Genomic DNA, 18,753 nt, shown 5'->3' with positions numbered 1-18,753 from the left:
ACAATACTCATTTCAGATTTCCCATTTTTTCAATATGTTTGTAAAAAACAGACTGTCTTAATGAAAAAAATCTACATCCTTGCTCTTTCTTTATCAACCATCGCTTTTGCTAATGCCCAGGAAAATGAAAATCATATTGATGAAGTGGCTATCCATGCAAGATCAAAAGTTATAAAAGAAAGGGAAGAATTTAAAAAACACGCACAATCTACAGAAATCATTTCTGAGTATGAAATCAATCGTAATAATCCTGCCTTTATAGAACAAAGCCTTAATACTATGGCGGGAGTTCAGGTAGAAAAAAGAACCCAGCTGGGTGGACAAAGAATTGTCATCCGAGGCTATGGAAATGATCAAAAATTTAACAACTGGGGGATCAAAATGTATCTCAACAATATTCCGCTTACCGGAGCTGATGGTGTTACGGTGTTGGATGATGTCAATTTCGGACTGGTCAATCGTATAGAAGTTATTAAGGGTCCTGCGGCAACATTATACGGCGGAGGTGCCGGAGGTGCTGTACGGTTGTATATGCAGCCGGAAAGTAAAAAAGGAAATTCTGTTTCAGAACAGTTTATGACTGGTTCTTTCGGATTATTTCAAAGTTCTACTTCTGCAACAAGTGTGGGAGATAATCATTCCATTACAGCCAACTATGGACATATTGGAAGTGACGGATATCGTCCTCATGGAAAAAGTATTAAAAACTTTTATAATATCAATGGAGAGTTTAAGCTTAATTCCAGTCAGAAGATAACATTATTGGCTTCTCATGGTAATTCATTGGAACAGGTTTCCGGCCAGATTTCCTATGATGATTATTATAATGGGATTGATAATGGAAACTTTGCCTACATCAGACGTGGGGCGAAAACAAAATTTGTTACTTCAAGGGTAGGAATCGGACATATCTGGAAGATTACTCCCAATTTCAAAAATAACACCACCGTTTTCTATACAGGTACAACAGGGGAAAGAATTGCTGCCGGAGCTAATGAAACCTCATCTTTTTCTAATTATGGTCTAAGATCCGTATTTGAATTTAATAAGGAGTGGGAGTATTTCAAAAGCCAGACGGAATTTGGGGTTGAAATCCAGCAATCTCAATCTACCATTACCAATTATCGCTATAAAAGTGTAAAAATCACAGAAGAACCTGTCTTAAGGCCTTTATACGATGGTTCATACTTTAATAACACCAACAATCAATCCAACTATTTTGCAGTTGAGAAAATCACTTATAAACCTTGGGACCTAATGTTCCTAGCAGGAGTAAGCATCAACCAACTTAGCTATAAAAGAAAGGACCTCTTAGCACTTCCGGGCTTGTTTGTTGTTAATGGTAAAGATCTTTACAATAAAGATTTATCGTTTGATAAGAAGTTCAGCGCAGTGGCAAGTCCTCATTTTGCTTTGCAGAAAACCTGGAATAACCAGATCTTCAACCTTAGTTACAGTGAAGGATATAACGCTCCTACTTCTGTTACTGCTTTCATCACCGGCCTGAATGTGACAAATGATAACCTTGTTGCAGAAAAAGCAAAAATGTGGGATTTCAGTGTTCAGGGACTGATAGATGATACTTCAATAGATTATCAGTTTTCATTATTCAGTATCAATATTAAAGATAAACTTACTCAATTAGGCGGAAGAATGTCTAATCCGGAACAAACACCTTATACATATTGGGCGAATACTGGAGAACAAAAAAATAAAGGACTGGAGATGAGTGTAGGCTATTCTTACAAACCTAAAAACTTATTCATTTCAAGAATTCAGCCTTTTGTAAGCTATACTTATAATGATTTTAAATATTCAACTTATTTTAAAGAAACCGGAGATAAAGCCAATGTGGTAGGTGTTCCTAAAACAAAGGTATCTGTAGGCTTAGATTTTGATACCAGCATCGGTTTATACTGGCAGAATACCTATAATTATATGGGAAGTGTTTACACAGACTTCACCAATAGCAATAAGGTGAAAAGCTTTGGACTTTTAAACTCCAAGATCGGTTATAAACACAGTTTCAATCAATGGGATCTGGATGTTTTTGTAGCTGGCAATAATCTTACCAGTCAAATCAATTACACCTTCCTTTTCTACGGAAACAGCATCAATGATACTGATAAGGATAACCAATATAACAATCCGGCTATTTATACAGATGTTAATCCCGGATCCAGTAAGGCGTATTTTTTTACCGGATTCAATTTGAAGTATAATTTTTAGAGATTCTTCAACAGGCTAAGAATGACAAATGGTATTTTGAAACCTTTGAGCTGCCTTCGCTAAAATAGGTTTTGGCTAAAGCCGGATGAATGATTTTTATAGTGAGAGCGGGCTAAAGCCCGCTCTTATTAAATATTTTAACAGCCATCAGTTAACCACCCGGTCAGATTTTCAATCTGACACCCCTCCAGAGGAGGGGAATATCACTGCTTCTTTACGAATAGAGATCAATAAAAGTATTAGATTCCTTCTTTACACTTTACTAATTATGGTGGATACTTTCCTATTCTCGGGCACCTTAAATCTCCTGTCTTAATTCATAAAACTCTCAGGAATCCATTCGAATTCTGGAGCCTTTATCTTTGTAAAGCCCAACCCCGGCCATGGTAAATGAGAAGAAAATGCCCTGATTTTTGTATCTGCCAGCTGTTTAAGAAACTTCTTTCTGGAAGCAGTAGCAATATCCAAATCTGTATCTCCTGAAAATCCCCAATCAGGATGAGGGAAAAGAATAACATCTGAGTGAATAAGATCAGCAATATAGATAAGCTTTTCCTTCCCTGATGATATTGTAGTAACAGTTAAACCAGGAGTATGTCCTGGAGCTAACTGAAAATTGAAATGATTATACAGTGTCTTGTCCAAATCATAAAATTTCAACTTTGGATGAATAGCTTTCAATATATTCTGAAGAGCTGGAATGATCTTGTTAAGCATTTCGGGATGCGCTTTCAAAGCGCTGTTATTAAAATCTTTAATGGAAGCATTCATCCAAAAATCATGTTCTATTTTTGAAATAAAAACAGATGCATTGGGAAAAACAAGTTTATTCTGCTTATCTACTACTCCACCGATATGATCCGGATGGGCATGAGAGAGCAAAACATCCGTAACATCGTTTGCTGAAAACCCTGCTTTCTGAAGACTTTTTAATAAAAATCCGGTTCTTTCATCAGCAAAAACCCCCATACCTGTATCCATCAGGATTAGTTTTTCTTTTGTTTTAACAAGCAGGATATTAACAGCCATATCAATATAATTATCAGCCCGGAAGTTGTCTTTAAGAATTGCTTTCAATTCAGAAATATTTCCTCTTGGAGAAAATGAATTTAGGTTCTCTTCATGAATATAGCCATCTGTTAGAATAAACAAATCTAATTCTCCCAGTTTAATCTTTTTAAAACCGGAGAGATCATCTTCTGTTTTTTTAGGGATTGTTTTTGTTTCTGCAAATACATTGGAAAAAGGGATAAAACTTAATGTTCCTGCGAGCAGACCATTCTTTAATAATTCTCTTCTATTCATAGTTTAAATAGTATTTTAACATTACTACAATAACATCTCTAGAAATGGATTACGTCAGTAAATGTCATGTATTGTATAGAAAAACTGAGTTTCTGCCATTCAGAAACTCAGTGTAAGTATAGTCGTTAATTATTAACCAATTTCATTGAACCTTCATTATATCTTTCTCCTACATTAGGATATTTTTTCAGAATGGCATCAATGGTATCCAAATCTGACTGCGATAGCTCAATATTAGCTGCAGCAACATTTTCTTCCAGATATTTGATACGTTTAGTTCCAGGAATTGGGATAATATCATCTCCTTGGTTCAATACCCATGCTAATGCCAGCTGAGTTCCTTTTACCCCTTTGGAAGCTGCAAACTCATTGATTTCATTAGCCAATTTTGTGTTATTTTCAAGATATTCCTGCTGATAACGAGGTAATGACTTTCTGAAATCATCATCACCAAGATTCTGTACTTCATTGATATTAGCAAAAAGACCTCTTGCCAGTGGTGAATAGGGAACCAATGAAATTCCTAATTCTCTGATGGTTGGCAGTATCTCATTTTCAACATCTTTAGTAAGGATAGAATACTCTGACTGTAAAGCAGCAATTGGATGAATTTTATTAGCCTTTCTAATAGATTCTGCAGAAGCTTCAGATAATCCTAAATATTTCACTTTACCTGCTTTCACCAACTCTGCCATAGCGCCTACAGTTTCTTCTATTGGAACATTTGGGTCAACTCTATGTGCATAATACAGATCTATGGTATCTATTTTTAACCTTTGAAGGCTCAAGTCCACCGCTTCTCTGATCCATTCCGGAGAGCCATCAAAATAAGTTCCCGGAGCACCACTATGACTAGCAACACCCCCTTTAAACCTGAATCCGAATTTAGTAGCTATAAAAATTTTATCTCTGTTCGGGACTAACACTTTAGAAATTAACTTTTCGTTTTCTCCATTAGCATACATATCTGCTGTATCCCAAAAGTTAACGCCTAAATCTAATGCTTTGTGCAAAGTACTGATACTTTCCTGTTCATCTGACGGGCCATAAGCAAAGCTCATCCCCATACAGCCTAATCCAATAGCAGAAAGTTGTTCACTGGTATTTCCTAATTTTTTAAATTTCATAATGGTTTTGGTTTTAAATTTATAGGACAAAATTAGAACATGAAACAGCCACGTGCGATATAGAATTCAAACTAAGAATTATAAAAATCAAACAAGGTTTGTTCTTAGGGCATTGGGAGCTACTCCAGTCTGTTTTTTAAAATAGTTGGTAAAATATGCAGGTTCTTCAAAGCCCAATCCGTAGGCTATTTCAGCAATATTCCAGTCTGTATGGGTTAATAAGGCATTTGCTTCCTGTATCACTCTTGCTGTAATCTGCTGACTGGTAGTCTTTCCTGTAATCTCTTTTACAGAACGATTTAAAGAGTTGACATGAATAGATAGGCTTTGAGCGTAATCATTGGGTGTTTTTAACTTAAAAAAAGCTTCAGGGCTGTCAATCGGAAACTGTCTTTCCAGCAGCTCCATAAATAAGGATGCTACTCTTTGGGATGCATTCTGATAAGGCTCAAACGTTTCTGCCGGATGCATTCTCATGGTTTCATGAATCATCAGATGGAGATAGGCTCTCAACATATCATACTTGTGAACATAATCCGACTCAATTTCCGTCATCATTCTGATATACAGATCCGAAAGTATTTTCTGCTGATCTTCATCCAAAAAGAAAACCGGAGTTCCCCCAATTTTAAACAATGGTGAATCCTGAAGATTTCCTAAACGACTTCCATTCTGTAGAAATGATTCTGTAAAAAGACAGAACCAGCCTTTCTGATCATCATCATCTGCTTCCCAGGAATAAGGAACAATAGGATTGGAAAACAACAATGCAGGACGGTCTACATAGATCCATTTGTCTGCATAATGAAGCTTACCTTTTCCTATAATCAATGAAATCTTATAATAATCTCTTCTGCTGTAGGGTGATAACAGAGAACAATGATCACGCGAAAACACATTAAAGTGCCCCATTTTGTTTGCTCCTAAACACAGAAGTCCCAAGCCGGGAGCATTTCGTTCATAAAAACCTTGTATTGATTCGTTGGATTCCATATCTCAAAGTTATAAAATTCAAACAAATTAAGATGTATACTTATTTAAATTGAGAATTAATTAATAGGTAGGAAGTAGGAAGATGGAGGATGGAAGCTCTGTTGTTCGTTAATATTTAATGATGTTTTATATAAACTATTTGACTGTATAAACCTTATTAATGTCTATTTGGGATATCAAATAAGCTGTAGAATCTTTAAGTTTTGACTAAAGCTGAGTGATGAGTCTTTTATTTATTTGAACGGGCCAAAGCTCATTCTTATTGATGTAGATATGTATATAGATGTTTACCAACTATATCATTCATAACAAAAAATGACCAGCACGAATGCCAGCCATTTCAATAGTGAATATATATAAAAATTGATAATGGTTAATCCCAGTCACCATGGTGTCCATGGTTGTGTTTATTTTGTTTTTTGTAATATTTGGATCTTTCTTTATAGTATTTTTCCTGCTCTTTACGGTATTTTTTATAATCATTTTTTTTCCCGTATACAATAACAGGGTTCTCTCCTCTATAATATTTCTTTTTAAAAACAATATATTTTTCTCTACCAAGAATTCTCTCCAATTCCGAATATCGGTCTCCTCTCCATCTTCCCGGCTCTACGACATAGACTCTATTCCAAGAATCATAATTACGGTATCTGTCATTTAGTGCATACACCTGATTGGCTTGTGTTGTGGAAAGCAGCAGATCTGCAACCACTGTCTGCCAGTTGATATCTGAAATACTTCTTCTATAATCATTATAATAATCTGATTGGGCATAGCTCATACTGAACGTCCCAACCAAAAATGCGGTTAGCAATAACTTTTTCATTTCATTCCTCTTTTAAATTAAACATGATGAGATAGTCAATTAAAGTGCCAATTATTGATTGTAATTCCCAATATTTGTTAATGAAAATTATAAATAACTGATTATCTTTTAAATAATTTATAAATATTAATGATTTTCGTGATTATTAATTGCTGGTAAACAAGTTGTATATATTATTAAACAGAGAAGCGAGATACAGGTTTCTTGCTTAAATATCAAGCCATGGGATTATATATTACATCTGCAATTTTAGGTTTTGGCTAAAGCCAGATGAATGGATATTTATGGTGAGAGCGGATTAAAGCCCGCTCCTATTGATATGGATGTTGTACGGATAATTGACGTTTAATAAAAAGGCTGGGCTAAAGCCCACCCCTATTAATGTTGATATTCGTGTGGATATGCAAAAACGCAATAGTTGTTTAACGAAAAGATCTTTTATCTTTTATCTTTTATCTTTTATCTTTTATCTTTTATCTTTTATCTAATCTTCTTATAAAATTCGTTAAGATTCTCAAAAACTATTATTTCATGTTAAATAATTTTGTAATTTTAAGGAAGAGAATGCTTTCGGGAGTTCTCAATATTATTATTTTATCAACCAAATCTCAGTAATTATGGAAAATATAAAATTTATGGTATCTCCATATCAGGATGAACTGCAGTTGTTTATTGATGAGAAAAAAGCTGGCTATATGTCCATAGAGGTTGACGGAAGACTTCTTATTGTATATTATACCAAGCTTGACGAAGAGCGTGAAGGTAAAGGCTATGCCAAGTTACTGCTGGATGAATTGGTTCGCTATGCAGAAGAAAAAGATTTGCTTGTAGATCCGGAATGTGACTTTGTACGTCAACAATTTGAAAATCATCCCGTAAGATATAAAGATATTTGGCATGCTTAATCAGCCTTCCCACCAAGCTGTAAACATCTGATTATCAAAATTCAGATCTAATACCTCTCCGATCTTCGGAGTCAGGATATCTAATCTTTTTTCTTTACCTAAACTGGTTATTTTTTGCAAGGGCTCATTCCATGGATGAAGCGCCAGTGCAAATTTAGCAGCGTGCACCGGAATAATATGTCTGGCATCTATATCAATGGCCGCCTGAATAGTATCTTCGGGTAAAGTATGGATATATCTCCACGCTTCACCATATTGCCCGTTTTCAAGGATAGCATAGTCAAAAGGTCCATATTTCTCTCCTATCATTTTAAAGTGAGAATCATAGCCGCTGTCACCACCAAGAAAAATTTTCTTTGTAGGAGTTTCCAGCACATAGGAAGTCCAAAGCGTATCGTTCTGTTTTAGTCTTCTGCCGGAAAAATGTCTGGCTGGTGTAAAGGTTAACTTTATATTATTTTTCAATTCTACTTCTGTTCCCCATTCTTCTTCAATGAGTTGTTTCTCCGTATATCCCCATCGTTCCAGATGTGCTCCTACTCCTAATGGAACAATAGCCATTCCGGTACGGCTTTTAATGGATTTAACGGTAGGATAATCCAGATGGTCAAAATGATCGTGGGTAATTACAAGATAATCAAGGTTCGGAATATCTTCAGGCTTAAAAATATCAGATCCTTTGAAAGCTTTGTTAAAGTATTTGAAAGGCGAACCATATAGACTTAATACAGGATCAATTAAAAATGAAACACCATCTGTTTGCAAATAATAAGATGAATGCCCCAACCATATAAAAACATCTGTATTTTTATCCAGACTTTTCAGATCCGTATGAATAGAAGGAATTTTCTTTAAAGGTTTTAACAATGGATGTTTTTTACCTAAAAAGAAATCATAAGTAACTTTCCACATTTTATACCCTTCAGCAAGGGATGGTGTATGACTGATATTCTGAAACTGTTTGTTTCTGTAAAGCTTCGACTGTCTGATACGATCTAATCGTTTTCCTTTGGGAACAGCTCCGAATGCGGCTCCGTTTATCACTATAAAATAGGTTGCTGTCAATAAAATCACAACCGCAAGAATCCAATACATCATTTGTGAAAAATAAACATCAAAGGTACCAACTTTTCATCTTAGATAAAAATAACATGTATTTGAGTGCAATTTTTTAACTAAATTTATCATGTGTTTCAGAAAATTTATTATTCATTTAAGTGATGATTAATTTTAAACTCTCTATTTTAGCGGCTTAAAAAAACTCAAAGATCTATTGAAAAAATACTCGGTAATATTTACTCTGGCCATGCTTTCCTCATGTGCATCTATTAAGAAGCACAATGAACAGCGGGCTTCTTGTATTCCCCCGGAGCAGCTTAAGGAGGATGTGGATTTCGCTTATGCAAAACTTCAGCAGATGCACCCACAGCTGTATTGGTATATTCCCAAGCAGGAATTGGATCTTAAGTTTGATAGCCTTAAGCAAACAATTAATGAGCCGCTTACTCCCCTTCAATTTTATTTTAAGCTTCAACCCGTGATTGCAGGAATCCGGGAAGGGCATCTTTCGCTAAGAATTCCCAGAAAAAAATTCACCAAAAAGGAAATCAAAACTTTAGAACAAAAAAAGGGATTATTCAGCAGGTTTGGATATTATATTTCCGGTGATCAGATGTATATTACAGAAAACAGGGATTCTATTGAAAATATTGAACCGGGAACTGAAATCCTGTCTATCAACAATATTCCAGTTTCAGATTATATCAAAAAATATAGAAACCTTATCAGCAGTGATGGCTACAATACTACTTTTCAGCCTTATTTTTTAAAGGATCTGTTCTTTAATTATTATACTGCAGAAAACGGACTTGCAGACAAGGCTACTATGGAAACCCTTTATAAAGGCGAAAAACATACTTATACTTTAAGCAGAGAATCAAAATCTGATACAGATCTTGAAAAGGATAAGGAAATGAATAAACGTACCCAGGAAAAAAAGCTGAATGATTATGTTGCAGCCAGCAATTCTTATAACAGAAGTTTTAAATTTCTGGATAAAGACAGTACCGTTGCATATATCAAGGTGAAGAGCTTTTCACGGGAATATTCGGATGAGTTCTATAAAAAAACATTTGCGAAGATTAAAAATGCAAAGGCAGAGTATCTCATCATAGATGTCCGTAATAATTATGGAGGTTCTCTCTATGAGATTAATAATCTTTATTCTTATCTTACGGATAAACCTTTTACTCTGATAAAACCATCTCAGGTTACTTCTAGGGCTATTCCGTTAAGAACAAATTATTTCAGGAAAAGCTCCCCATTGGATTACGCCATTAAAAGTATCTCTTATCCGAGTTACTTTTTTGCTCAAGCTTTCAGTACTTATAAAAAAGATGGAAAAATTTTCTACAAAATGAAAGCTGACAAACCTACAAAATCCAATAAAGGAGCTTTTCATGGTAAAGTTTTTGTGTTAATTAATGGCGGAAGCTTTTCTGCGTCTTCTATTATTACAGCAAAGCTTAAGAATGATAAAAGAGCCACTCTTGTAGGGGAAGAAACCGGAGGTGCCAATGACGGAACCGTAGCGGGCTTTTACTCTTATCAGAAACTTCCGAATTCTGAGATAAGATTTCCAATCGGGCTTCTTTTGGTACAGCCGAATATTGATTTTTCAGATACTAAGAAAGGGGTTGTTCCTGATGTAGAGATTAAAGAAAGTTTGCAGGATATTATCCATAAAAAGGATCCGCAGCTGGACTGGATAAGGAATGAAATTGGAAAGGAAAAAGCGGAGAAAAATTAATTTGAGATTGAAAAACCGGACTCTTTAATTTTTCGTTACTTTTAATTTGATTTTAAATCACTTTATCAATATAGATAGGTATCGGCGGGCTTTCAGCCCGCCAATACTGTTTAACTTATCTCTTCAATTCTTTTAAAAGAGATTCTATATGATCAATGTATCTTCCATAATAACGATGGAACCAGAACTTACCGCTAAAAAATAATAAAAACAAACCTCCGATAACACTACCAATCAGGATGAGGGCTATCTTCAGCTCACTTAAGGGTTGTGGCCAGGGTATAAACTCAAGCACAATAAGGATTTCACATACTATAAATGGGGCGAAACTGATATAGTAAGATAAATAATACTGTTTATTTAAATTCAGTTGAGTCACAAGATCTTTCAGCGAATCACTGGTTTTAAGTTCTGTATTGCTGATCTCGTTATACAGTCTGAAAAACTTACTGTAAAAGAAAATAGTAACAATAAGCATTGAAGCGACCAAAACGGTAATATACAGTTGAAGTTTAAAGGGCTTACAGACAGAACAAACCATAAAGGCAAAAATGAAGATTCCCACAACCCACCAAAATTCCATACGCATGTTTTTGCGTACTTTTTCAAGGGGAAGATGTATTGTATTTCTTTGTTCTATATTTATTTCAGGGGTTTCATCTGCAATATCTTCATTCCAGGTATTTTTCAATTCATCTATATTCATTGGATTTCTGATTTAATGTTGATTAATGGTATGTTGGTTCAAGATATCTTTCAGTTTATTTTTGGCCCGGTTCATTTTTACTCTTACATTTCCCTCGGAGATTCCCATCTGTTCGGCGATCTGCTTTCCTGAAAAGTCTTCCAGATAATAAAATATAAAAGCTTTGTCAATGGGATTAAGTAAGTAAATAGCTTTATACATTTTGGCCATACGCTCTTCTTTATCATCATCATAATCTTCTTGGGCAATGACATGGTTAGAAAAATCTTCATTCCCGATAAAACTTCTTCTTTTTTGGTTTTTAAGGAAGACAATCGCTGTATTTAAAGCAATTCTGTACAACCAGGTTGAAAACTCACTTTCACCCCTAAAATTTGGATATGCCTTCCATAACTGAAAGGTTATTTCCTGGAAAAGATCATCACGGTCATCTTTTTCAGACATATACATTTTAGAAATCTTAAAAATGATTCCTTTATGCTTTTCAATCTGATGGATAAACTCTTGCTCTAATGAGGTCATAGCTTGTTACTCTATAAAGTTAGTTCTCATTAAAAAAAAATGTTACAGAAATAATGAAAAAAAATAAAAGAACCCGACTGAAAAATACTGTCAGGTTTATCATCGTGTGTTTTTTAGTTTTTACTATTTTAGAATAGTACTTTATTCAAAAAAAAATAGATGTGTTTCTAATTGTAATAATTATCTGGACAGTTAGTAGATAAAAAAACAAAAATGTTACATAAAACAATACCCTGATATTTTTCCATATCAGGGTATTTGTGTCAATATTTAGTGCTGCTTCATTTGAAGTCTAAAAAGTCATCTTTTTCAAGGTAGTGATTCAGGGCAGTGATAAGCTGAGAAAAAGTAATATCAGCATACTGACCGAAAGCAAGATCCACCACGTCCTGTATATTTTCATCAGAACACATGTAGTTAAGCTTATTGTGGTATACAAAATCAGGTAAGATTTCGTTATCGCTCTCTCCTATATCTAAGGGATCTCCGATAAAAACTTTCATTTCAGGTTCAAATTCATCTTTTGATGAATAGACTGCGTAATTGTATTCCGGATCATAAGATTCCTTTCTGTCCTGTTTATTCTTCACAAGTTCCAGAAACTCTTCTATACGATACATTTGATTTTTAAACTCACCCATCTGATATCCTTTTAACAGCTCAATTTTTTAAAGATAAACAATTTATAGAAGACAGCCAGCCTCTAGTTCATTTTATTTAAAGCTCTTTGCAATGATCCGATATCAAGAATATCAAGTTTTGCACCCGCTATGATGATGATCAAAAGAACAAGTGTCAAAAATAGAATGATAAAAATATAGACCGACACATACCATATCACCGTATTCAGTATATTTCCTCTGATCCCAAATTTATTCATAAAATACTTCTGAGACCTTTCAAACCATGTTTTCTTTTTCTCCGTTCTCGGTTTTAGGTCTACCTCGTTCAATTCATCTATCAGATACACCACATCATCAATGTATCTTCCGTACATATAATAAATCCAATATTTTATGATAAAGCATAGTAAGAGTAAAGTAATCAGAAAACTTATTCCGAAAATGGAAAGATTATATTCCATATCAAAATGAAAATTGATCTTGATAAGCGATAAAAGAAAAGCAAGAGGAATATAGGAAATGTAGTATGAAATGTAGATTTCTTTTGATATTAAAAGTTGGGTTTTAAGATTAAACAGGTCGTAATTGGTATTAATACTGTTCTTTTGAAGCAGTGTATACAGTTTAAGAAAACGGGAATAAAAATAAGTCATAAAAGCAATCGTCAGAATGGTGACAAATGTTGATATGGTTCTGATATTGGAATCTGTGGAAGCAAAGGGAAAACTGGTTAAAAGCAATGGTAAAGTAACAACCATCAGCCAAAATTCAGTTTTCATATTAATTTTCAGCATCTGGAGCGGAGAGTGAATCTCACGTTGTTTTTCCAGGGAAATTTCAGGTGGTTCCTGCCCTGTATCTTTATTCCAAAGTTCTTTAAAGTTTTCTAACTCCATTCTTTTATCTTTTAAATTGAACCTGTTTTCTGTTTGGCAACGATCTCCTTTAATTTGGTCTTCGCTCTTTTGAGCTTTACCCTTGCATTAACTTCTGTAATGCCTAATTGATGGGCAATTTCCCTACCCGGATAATCTTCCAAAAAGAAAAATATTAATGCTTTATCAATAGGACTCAGTTGATGAATTGCTTCATACATCAACTTCATATTCTGGTCATCGGTATCGTTATAGGGTTCCTGCTGAGCACTTAATCCGTCAATGTTCTGGTTTTGTATAAAACTACGTTTTTTTTCACTTCGCAGGAAAACAATCGCTGTGTTAAGTGCAGTTCTGTAAAGCCATGTTGAGAAATCACTCCGTCGTTGAAAATCTCCGTAAGATTTCCACGCCTGATAAATGATCTCCTGATAGAGGTCATTTTGATCGTCCTTATTATCCATGTACATTTTAGAAATCTTGAAAATTACCCCTTTGTGCTTTTCAATTTTTTCTAAAAATTCTTGTTCCGATGAAGACATGATTTATACACTAATCCTTGAGGCAACACTTTATAAAAAATGGCACCCTGTTATAACACAAAATATTCTAATTCCAGCCATTAAGTTAAAAAATCCTTAAAAAACAAAGGCGTTTATTAAGGATTTTTATTTTATGTTAAATACAGTAAGGGATTAGCACTAAAAAATATAGTCTGTGCTTAAAAAGTTGGAATCATGTTCCCTTACAATGGTATTGAGTAATTCTTTATTAGAATCTGTAAGTTTTGCAGCTACCAGAGATCTTATGGAGAATGAACGCAGAGCATCAAAAACAGAAAGTGTACCTTCTGCACTGTCTTTTCTTCCTGTAAAAGGAAATACATCCGGACCACGCTGTGCCTGACAATTGATATTGACGCGGCTTACCAGGTTTACAAAAGGATCAATCAGCTTTGATACTTCCTGTGGATCTTCACTGAAAATACTTACCTGCATTCCATGGGAAGCATTCACCTGATATTCGATAGGTTCTTCAATATCTTCAAACGGAACTACAGGAATTACTGGGCCAAACTGTTCTTCATGATACAGTTTCATATCACTGTTTACAGGATAAACTACTGCTGGAAAAACAAAAGATTCTTCTGTATAGCCACCGTCTTTATTTAAAACAACAGCACCTTTCTGTATGGCATCATCAATACATTCTTTCAGATAAGGCGGTTTATTTACTTCCGGAAGCGGAGTTACTTTCACGTCTTTTTCCCATGGCAAACCAGCTTTGAGAGCAGAAACGGCTTCACTTAACTTCGCTGTAAACTCAGCTGCAATTTCTTTCTGAACAAAAATCAGTTTTAAAGCAGTACAACGTTGTCCGTTAAATGAAAGTGCTCCCAGAATACATTCGCTTACAGCCACATCAAGATTGGCATTTTTAGTAACGATAGCAGCGTTTTTAGCATCCAAACTCAGAATTGCTCTTAAACGGTTCACTTTAGGATGTAATTTCTTCAATCCATTGGCTACTTTACTGGAACCGATAAACGCCAATACATTCACTTTTCCACTTTCCATAATTGGGGTGATAATTTCTGAGCCTTTACCATATAAAGTGTTCACTGTTCCTTTTGGAAAAGCTTCTTTAAAGGCATTCAGTAAAGGATAATGAGCTAATACTCCATGTTTAGGCAGCTTAAATAAAATCGTATTTCCCATAATTAAAGCAGGAATCAGTGTCGTAAAGATCTCATTCAAAGGATAATTGAATGGACCCATGCTTAAAACTACGCCCAATGGAGCTCTTCTGATCTGTGCAATGGTTCCTTCCGCTTGTTGGAAACGGGAAGATTCTCTGTCAAGATCTTTTAAAGCATCAATAGTTTGGTTAATATAATCTACGGTACGGTCAAATTCCTTAGTAGAATCTGCCAGCGTTTTCCCGATTTCCCACATCAGCAGCTTTATAATCAAATCGCGCTGCTGGATCATCAAATACACAAACTTCTGCATGCATTTAATTCTTCCTTCTACGGACATTGTTGGCCATTCACCAAGACCATTATCATAAGCTTTTACACAGGCTTCAAGAACCTCCATGGCTTCTTCGGGTCCGATATTCGGGATACTGCCCAACAACTTTCTTTCTAAACCATTTTCTGTAGGGATACAAACGGGAGAATAAATATTCTGAGTTTCTCCTTTCCATTCTACCAGTTCACCATTCAGAAGATAGACTTTCTGATGAATGATGGGTACTTTATATTCTTCGGGGATTTCGTTTTCGTTTTTAAAAATATCGTGAAATGATGCATTGTTTGCTGAACTCATATTGTTAGTATTTAATAATTTGAATCTGAAGTTTTGAAGAATAAAGGTAGACGTAAAAAATGATTTTCAGAATAATGATTCAATAGATTTGCTCTATTTAAGAGCTATTTGAATGAAAATTAATCCAGCCAACTGAAAAAAACAATATTTTTGTTTAAAAATAAATTTTCAATGTTTTCAAAAATAGTTTTCAGTGCGTTATTCTTTTTCTCAGCAATGGGGTTTGCTCAAAAATCCAAAGCTACCAATACTGTTTTGTTAAAAGGAACACCTGTACGTACTTATTCCAAATTACCGGAGGTAAACAAGCCGGCACCTAAATTTACTCTTACGGATGTTAATATGAATGATCAGAGCCTGGATGCTTATAAAGGACGATATGTGATCCTTAATATCTTTCCAAGTGTAGATACGGGAGTTTGTTCAGCGTCTGTTCATCATTTCAATGAGGAGGCAGGAAACCTTCCTAATACAGTAGTCCTTTGTATTTCCAAAGATCTACCTTTTGCTCAAAAAAGATTTTGTGGCGCTGAAGGAATCAACAATGTTGTGATGCTTTCGGACTTCCGTTCAGATTTCGGATGGAATTATGGGGTAGAAATGGTAGAATCTTCCATGAAAGGGCTTCTCAGCAGAGCTGTTGTGGTAATCGACCCTTCAGGAACGATTGTTTATGAAGAGCAGGTACCGGATATTTCTCAAGAGCCTAATTATGCAGCGGCTATTCAGGCTGTGAAAAACTAAACTAATTTTTATCATTATAAATAAACCTCTGGAAAGTTACCAGAGGTTTATTTTTTTATATCAATCATCACCTCCTATACCGTTAAATTCTTTGGTAGAATAATGTAAAAACAACAGGATTAATAAATCGTCTGCAGTATCATCAGCTTCAATATGGAAAACAGGTTCTTTTGATTTTACTTTCTCTTTCTTAAGTTCTATCAACAGTTTTCCTTCTTCAAATAATTGATGTATACTCTTCAATTTAAAATAATATATTCCTAGGTTTTGGCCGGACTTAATAATCCTTTCTTTAGCAAGGTCTGTAAAATAGACTACATCTTTACCGTTAAAAAGTTCCACATCATTTTTTAAAAAACCTACATTTTTGATATCATAACTTCTGGAATTCAGAATAATGTAGTGCCTTAAGAAAAATAACCTTCTTACTTCTACGATTCTGCCTACCTCAGCATGTTTTTCATCAACCATAACAAATTGTTGCTGATGGTATTTCGCTTTATATTTTTTCAATGCTTCTTTTTTGTGGTAATCACTATTACACCATTTTTACCTTTTCCACCATACTTTTCTACAGCTTCTTTCGCAGAAAAACTATTGACAGTTTCAATAATCTCCGGCTTTATTGTACGTAATTCTTCTATAGAAACCTTTTTACCATCCAGTAAAACCAAAGGTTTTTCTGCTGGCATTGAAGCAGGTGCTCCAATTCTTACAGATGGATTTCTGTTGAAAGGATCAGTGGATATGACACTCATGTTCACTCCTCTTACCTTCTCCGAAATCTTTGCATCTCCCGGTTTTATTTCCTGAGCATTTACAGTAGCAGTAAAACCACCCACGACCAATAGTCCTAATGCCAGTTTATTCGTTAATGAAAAGTTCAGATTAACACCTAGCTGATCTTCCCGAAATCTTCCACAAATATCATTATTTACATTAAAACTATTGATAAGTTCTTCATCTGACAAGCTGGTAAAATCATGAACTGTTTTTGAGCAAACGGAGCAGAATTTTCCTTTTTCATCATGAGACATGTTGTCCCAGTTTTCATGACAGGGTTTTGGAATAGTAATTTTCATAAGGTCTTTTACTATAAAGATGCTTTATTGATAAAAAAGGTTGGAAGGCGCAAGGATTTTATCTCCGATACAATTGAACACTGCTTTTAGATTAGCCACTAATGCACGAATGACTGTACTTGTGTATTAGTGGCTTACAATCTCAATGTAATACCTGTAAAAATCTTAGATTTTCTTGCGCCTTAAATATACATAACGCTAAAAAAGCCTTGCGCCTTGGCGTTTTTCCAACAAAAAAGACAAGCAAATTAAAAACTTTATTTTAGCAATAAAGCAACTTTCTTCCTGAAAATAAAAATGATCAGTACGGACATCAAAAGTGCAGCTAAAGAAAGACCAATTACCATCCAGCGGAATTCTTTGGTATCTGCTGCGTGAATTGCTTCTTTCCCATCCACTTTAGATAGATCCGAAGGGTATAAATGTAGTCTTTTATTCAAAATAGGATCATCAAAGCCATATTCTTTTGACAGCTGATACTCTTCCATTGCATCTTTTTTCTTTCCCTCTAAAAAAGTAACATTTCCCAGATCAAACAGAAGCTGCGCTACTACTTTGTCTTTAGGTTTTATCAAAGACATTCTTTCATTCAATTGATTATAAATCTGTGTTCTGAGAGTCTTCAGTTCGTTTGGCGTAAGGTCTGACTTTGGAGATTCTTCATTTCCAAAATCTTGCCCAATAAGCTGCATAGAAGAGACATTACGATCTCCTTTTATACGGGCTTTCAGAATATTAATATGAATCCATTCAGAAGATTGGCGTCCTTTTGGGTCTGCCTTTAAAGCTTTCTTAATCCACTGAAGAGCTTCCGTATTATTTCCTGCCATTTCAAAGGCTGTTCCCATATTGGAATAGGTAGAATATCTGCCGGGCTGTATAGAATCTATTTCTTTAAACAGTTCTATCGCTTCGTCGTATCTTTCTAAAACGATCAGGATATACCCTCTATTTGAGAGAAAGTCTAAATCTTTTGTGTCATAATACCCATATCTTTGTTCACCTGCATACCTTTCCAATTGCTCTTTGTTGAAGAATTGATGGCCATACGGAACTTCACCTGTATTGTCCACATAAGCTAAATCTTTGCTGCTTGGAGGAGGAGGGTCTTTAACACCACAGGTATAACGAACCTGTATTATAGATAGAATAGTGAAAATGAAAAAAAGTTTATTCATCATAAATAATGTGCTTTTGTAATGGGTATGAGCTTCAAAAATAATAAACTTTATCTTAACAGGTAAAAAAAACTCAGCGATTTGCTGAGTTTTTTGTATCGTAGTTGGGATAAACGCTAAGGCGCAAAATAATATTTAAAATATACTTTTTAAGGCGCAAAGATTTTATCTCCGATAAAATTTCAACACTACCACTGTTATTGCGAACCGAAAGTGAAGCAATCTCAATGTTCTCTCGCAGATGGGGGCAGATTAAGCAGATTAATATTAAAAAATCTGTGAAATCTGCGGGGAAATAATAACGTATTACCTGCTGAAAATCTTATCAGGAACAGAGTCGAAGTATTCTTACATCTTAAAAATATTATAAGAATCAAAACCTTTGCGTCCTTGCGATTTCCAACAAAATACAAATACATTAAAACACTCCATATTCTATCTCTCACAGATTATGCAAATTATACAGATGTTTGAGGAAAAGATCTGCGAGAAAAATTTA

Annotated in this window: 18 protein-coding genes; 4 read left to right on the top strand and 14 right to left on the bottom strand. The window is 34.8% G+C overall.

Translation table 11 applies throughout. From position 1 onward, the window contains the following. Positions 1-60 precede the first annotated feature (60 nt). Positions 61-2,229 (top strand): TonB-dependent receptor, encoded by a 2,169-nt coding sequence (locus BLS98_RS09410; RefSeq protein ID WP_089735866.1) that lies wholly within the window; start codon positions 61-63, stop codon positions 2,227-2,229. Between the two features lie 312 nt (positions 2,230-2,541). Here the strand turns inward: BLS98_RS09410 and BLS98_RS09400 are convergent, their stop codons facing one another. From BLS98_RS09400 to BLS98_RS09385, 4 genes are all read right to left on the bottom strand, one after another. After that, complete coding sequence (locus tag BLS98_RS09400) at positions 2,542-3,534, bottom strand: MBL fold metallo-hydrolase (protein ID WP_089735862.1); 993 nt, start codon at positions 3,532-3,534, stop codon at positions 2,542-2,544. A gap of 125 nt (positions 3,535-3,659) precedes the next feature. Further along, positions 3,660-4,661 (bottom strand): aldo/keto reductase, encoded by a 1,002-nt coding sequence (locus tag BLS98_RS09395; RefSeq protein WP_089735860.1) that lies wholly within the window; start codon positions 4,659-4,661, stop codon positions 3,660-3,662. Between the two features lie 87 nt (positions 4,662-4,748). Beyond that, a complete protein-coding gene (locus BLS98_RS09390; RefSeq protein WP_089735858.1) occupies positions 4,749-5,654 on the bottom strand; it encodes a helix-turn-helix domain-containing protein in 906 nt (301 codons plus the stop codon). A gap of 373 nt (positions 5,655-6,027) precedes the next feature. Beyond that, entirely contained in the window at positions 6,028-6,480 is a 453-nt protein-coding gene (locus tag BLS98_RS09385) for a hypothetical protein (RefSeq protein ID WP_089735855.1), read from the bottom strand. Between the two features lie 635 nt (positions 6,481-7,115). Between BLS98_RS09385 and BLS98_RS09380 the strand changes: the two genes are divergently transcribed. After that, on the top strand, positions 7,116-7,385 hold the full coding sequence (locus BLS98_RS09380; RefSeq protein WP_228425192.1) for a GNAT family N-acetyltransferase: 270 nt from the start codon (positions 7,116-7,118) through the stop codon (positions 7,383-7,385). On the opposite strand, the gene BLS98_RS09375 is transcribed toward BLS98_RS09380, so the two are convergent. Further along, positions 7,386-8,483: an MBL fold metallo-hydrolase gene (locus BLS98_RS09375; RefSeq protein ID WP_089735853.1), complete on the bottom strand. Its 1,098-nt coding sequence runs from the start codon at positions 8,481-8,483 to the stop codon at positions 7,386-7,388. A gap of 175 nt (positions 8,484-8,658) precedes the next feature. Here BLS98_RS09375 and BLS98_RS09370 point away from each other — a divergent pair, with 175 nt between their 5' ends. Beyond that, complete coding sequence (locus BLS98_RS09370; RefSeq protein WP_089735851.1) at positions 8,659-10,194, top strand: S41 family peptidase; 1,536 nt, start codon at positions 8,659-8,661, stop codon at positions 10,192-10,194. A 115-nt stretch (positions 10,195-10,309) separates the two neighbouring features. On the opposite strand, the gene BLS98_RS09365 is transcribed toward BLS98_RS09370, so the two are convergent. The 6 genes from BLS98_RS09365 to BLS98_RS09340 all read right to left on the bottom strand — a co-directional run bounded on the left by BLS98_RS09365 (position 10,310) and on the right by BLS98_RS09340 (position 15,250). After that, a complete protein-coding gene (locus BLS98_RS09365) occupies positions 10,310-10,900 on the bottom strand; it encodes a hypothetical protein (RefSeq protein WP_089735849.1) in 591 nt (196 codons plus the stop codon). Positions 10,901-10,912: 12 nt separating this feature from the next. Next, complete coding sequence (locus BLS98_RS09360) at positions 10,913-11,422, bottom strand: RNA polymerase sigma factor (protein ID WP_089735847.1); 510 nt, start codon at positions 11,420-11,422, stop codon at positions 10,913-10,915. Between the two features lie 281 nt (positions 11,423-11,703). Beyond that, entirely contained in the window at positions 11,704-12,063 is a 360-nt protein-coding gene (locus BLS98_RS09355) for a DUF7716 domain-containing protein (protein WP_089735845.1), read from the bottom strand. Between the two features lie 62 nt (positions 12,064-12,125). Beyond that, the gene (locus tag BLS98_RS09350; RefSeq protein ID WP_089735843.1) at positions 12,126-12,941 is read right to left on the bottom strand and encodes a hypothetical protein; all 816 of its coding nucleotides are present in this window, start codon (positions 12,939-12,941) and stop codon (positions 12,126-12,128) included. A gap of 11 nt (positions 12,942-12,952) precedes the next feature. Further along, the gene (locus BLS98_RS09345; protein ID WP_089735841.1) at positions 12,953-13,462 is read right to left on the bottom strand and encodes an RNA polymerase sigma factor; all 510 of its coding nucleotides are present in this window, start codon (positions 13,460-13,462) and stop codon (positions 12,953-12,955) included. Between the two features lie 159 nt (positions 13,463-13,621). Then, a complete protein-coding gene (locus tag BLS98_RS09340) occupies positions 13,622-15,250 on the bottom strand; it encodes an NADP-dependent glyceraldehyde-3-phosphate dehydrogenase (protein ID WP_089735839.1) in 1,629 nt (542 codons plus the stop codon). A gap of 171 nt (positions 15,251-15,421) precedes the next feature. On the opposite strand from BLS98_RS09340, the gene tpx reads away from it, so the two are divergent. Next, complete coding sequence (gene tpx / locus BLS98_RS09335; protein WP_089735837.1) at positions 15,422-15,994, top strand: thiol peroxidase; 573 nt, start codon at positions 15,422-15,424, stop codon at positions 15,992-15,994. 60 nt (positions 15,995-16,054) lie between these two features. Here the strand turns inward: tpx and BLS98_RS09330 are convergent, their stop codons facing one another. The 3 genes from BLS98_RS09330 to BLS98_RS09320 all read right to left on the bottom strand — a co-directional run bounded on the left by BLS98_RS09330 (position 16,055) and on the right by BLS98_RS09320 (position 18,257). Further along, entirely contained in the window at positions 16,055-16,507 is a 453-nt protein-coding gene (locus tag BLS98_RS09330) for a hypothetical protein (protein ID WP_139166094.1), read from the bottom strand. Further along, positions 16,504-17,076, bottom strand: coding sequence for a hypothetical protein (locus BLS98_RS09325; RefSeq protein WP_089735833.1), 573 nt, complete (start codon positions 17,074-17,076; stop codon positions 16,504-16,506). Before BLS98_RS09325 ends, BLS98_RS09330 begins: the two co-directional genes overlap by 4 nt. Before the next feature lie 257 nt (positions 17,077-17,333). Next, positions 17,334-18,257, bottom strand: a complete 924-nt coding sequence (locus BLS98_RS09320) for a tetratricopeptide repeat protein (RefSeq protein WP_089735831.1) — start codon at positions 18,255-18,257, stop codon at positions 17,334-17,336. Positions 18,258-18,753: the final 496 nt, after the last annotated feature.

Source organism: Chryseobacterium jejuense (assembly GCF_900100075.1).
GTDB classification, from domain to species: Bacteria; Bacteroidota; Bacteroidia; order Flavobacteriales; family Weeksellaceae; genus Chryseobacterium; species Chryseobacterium jejuense.
Note: the sequence above shows the minus strand (reverse complement) of the source record. Positions and strands in the feature narration are given on the sequence as shown.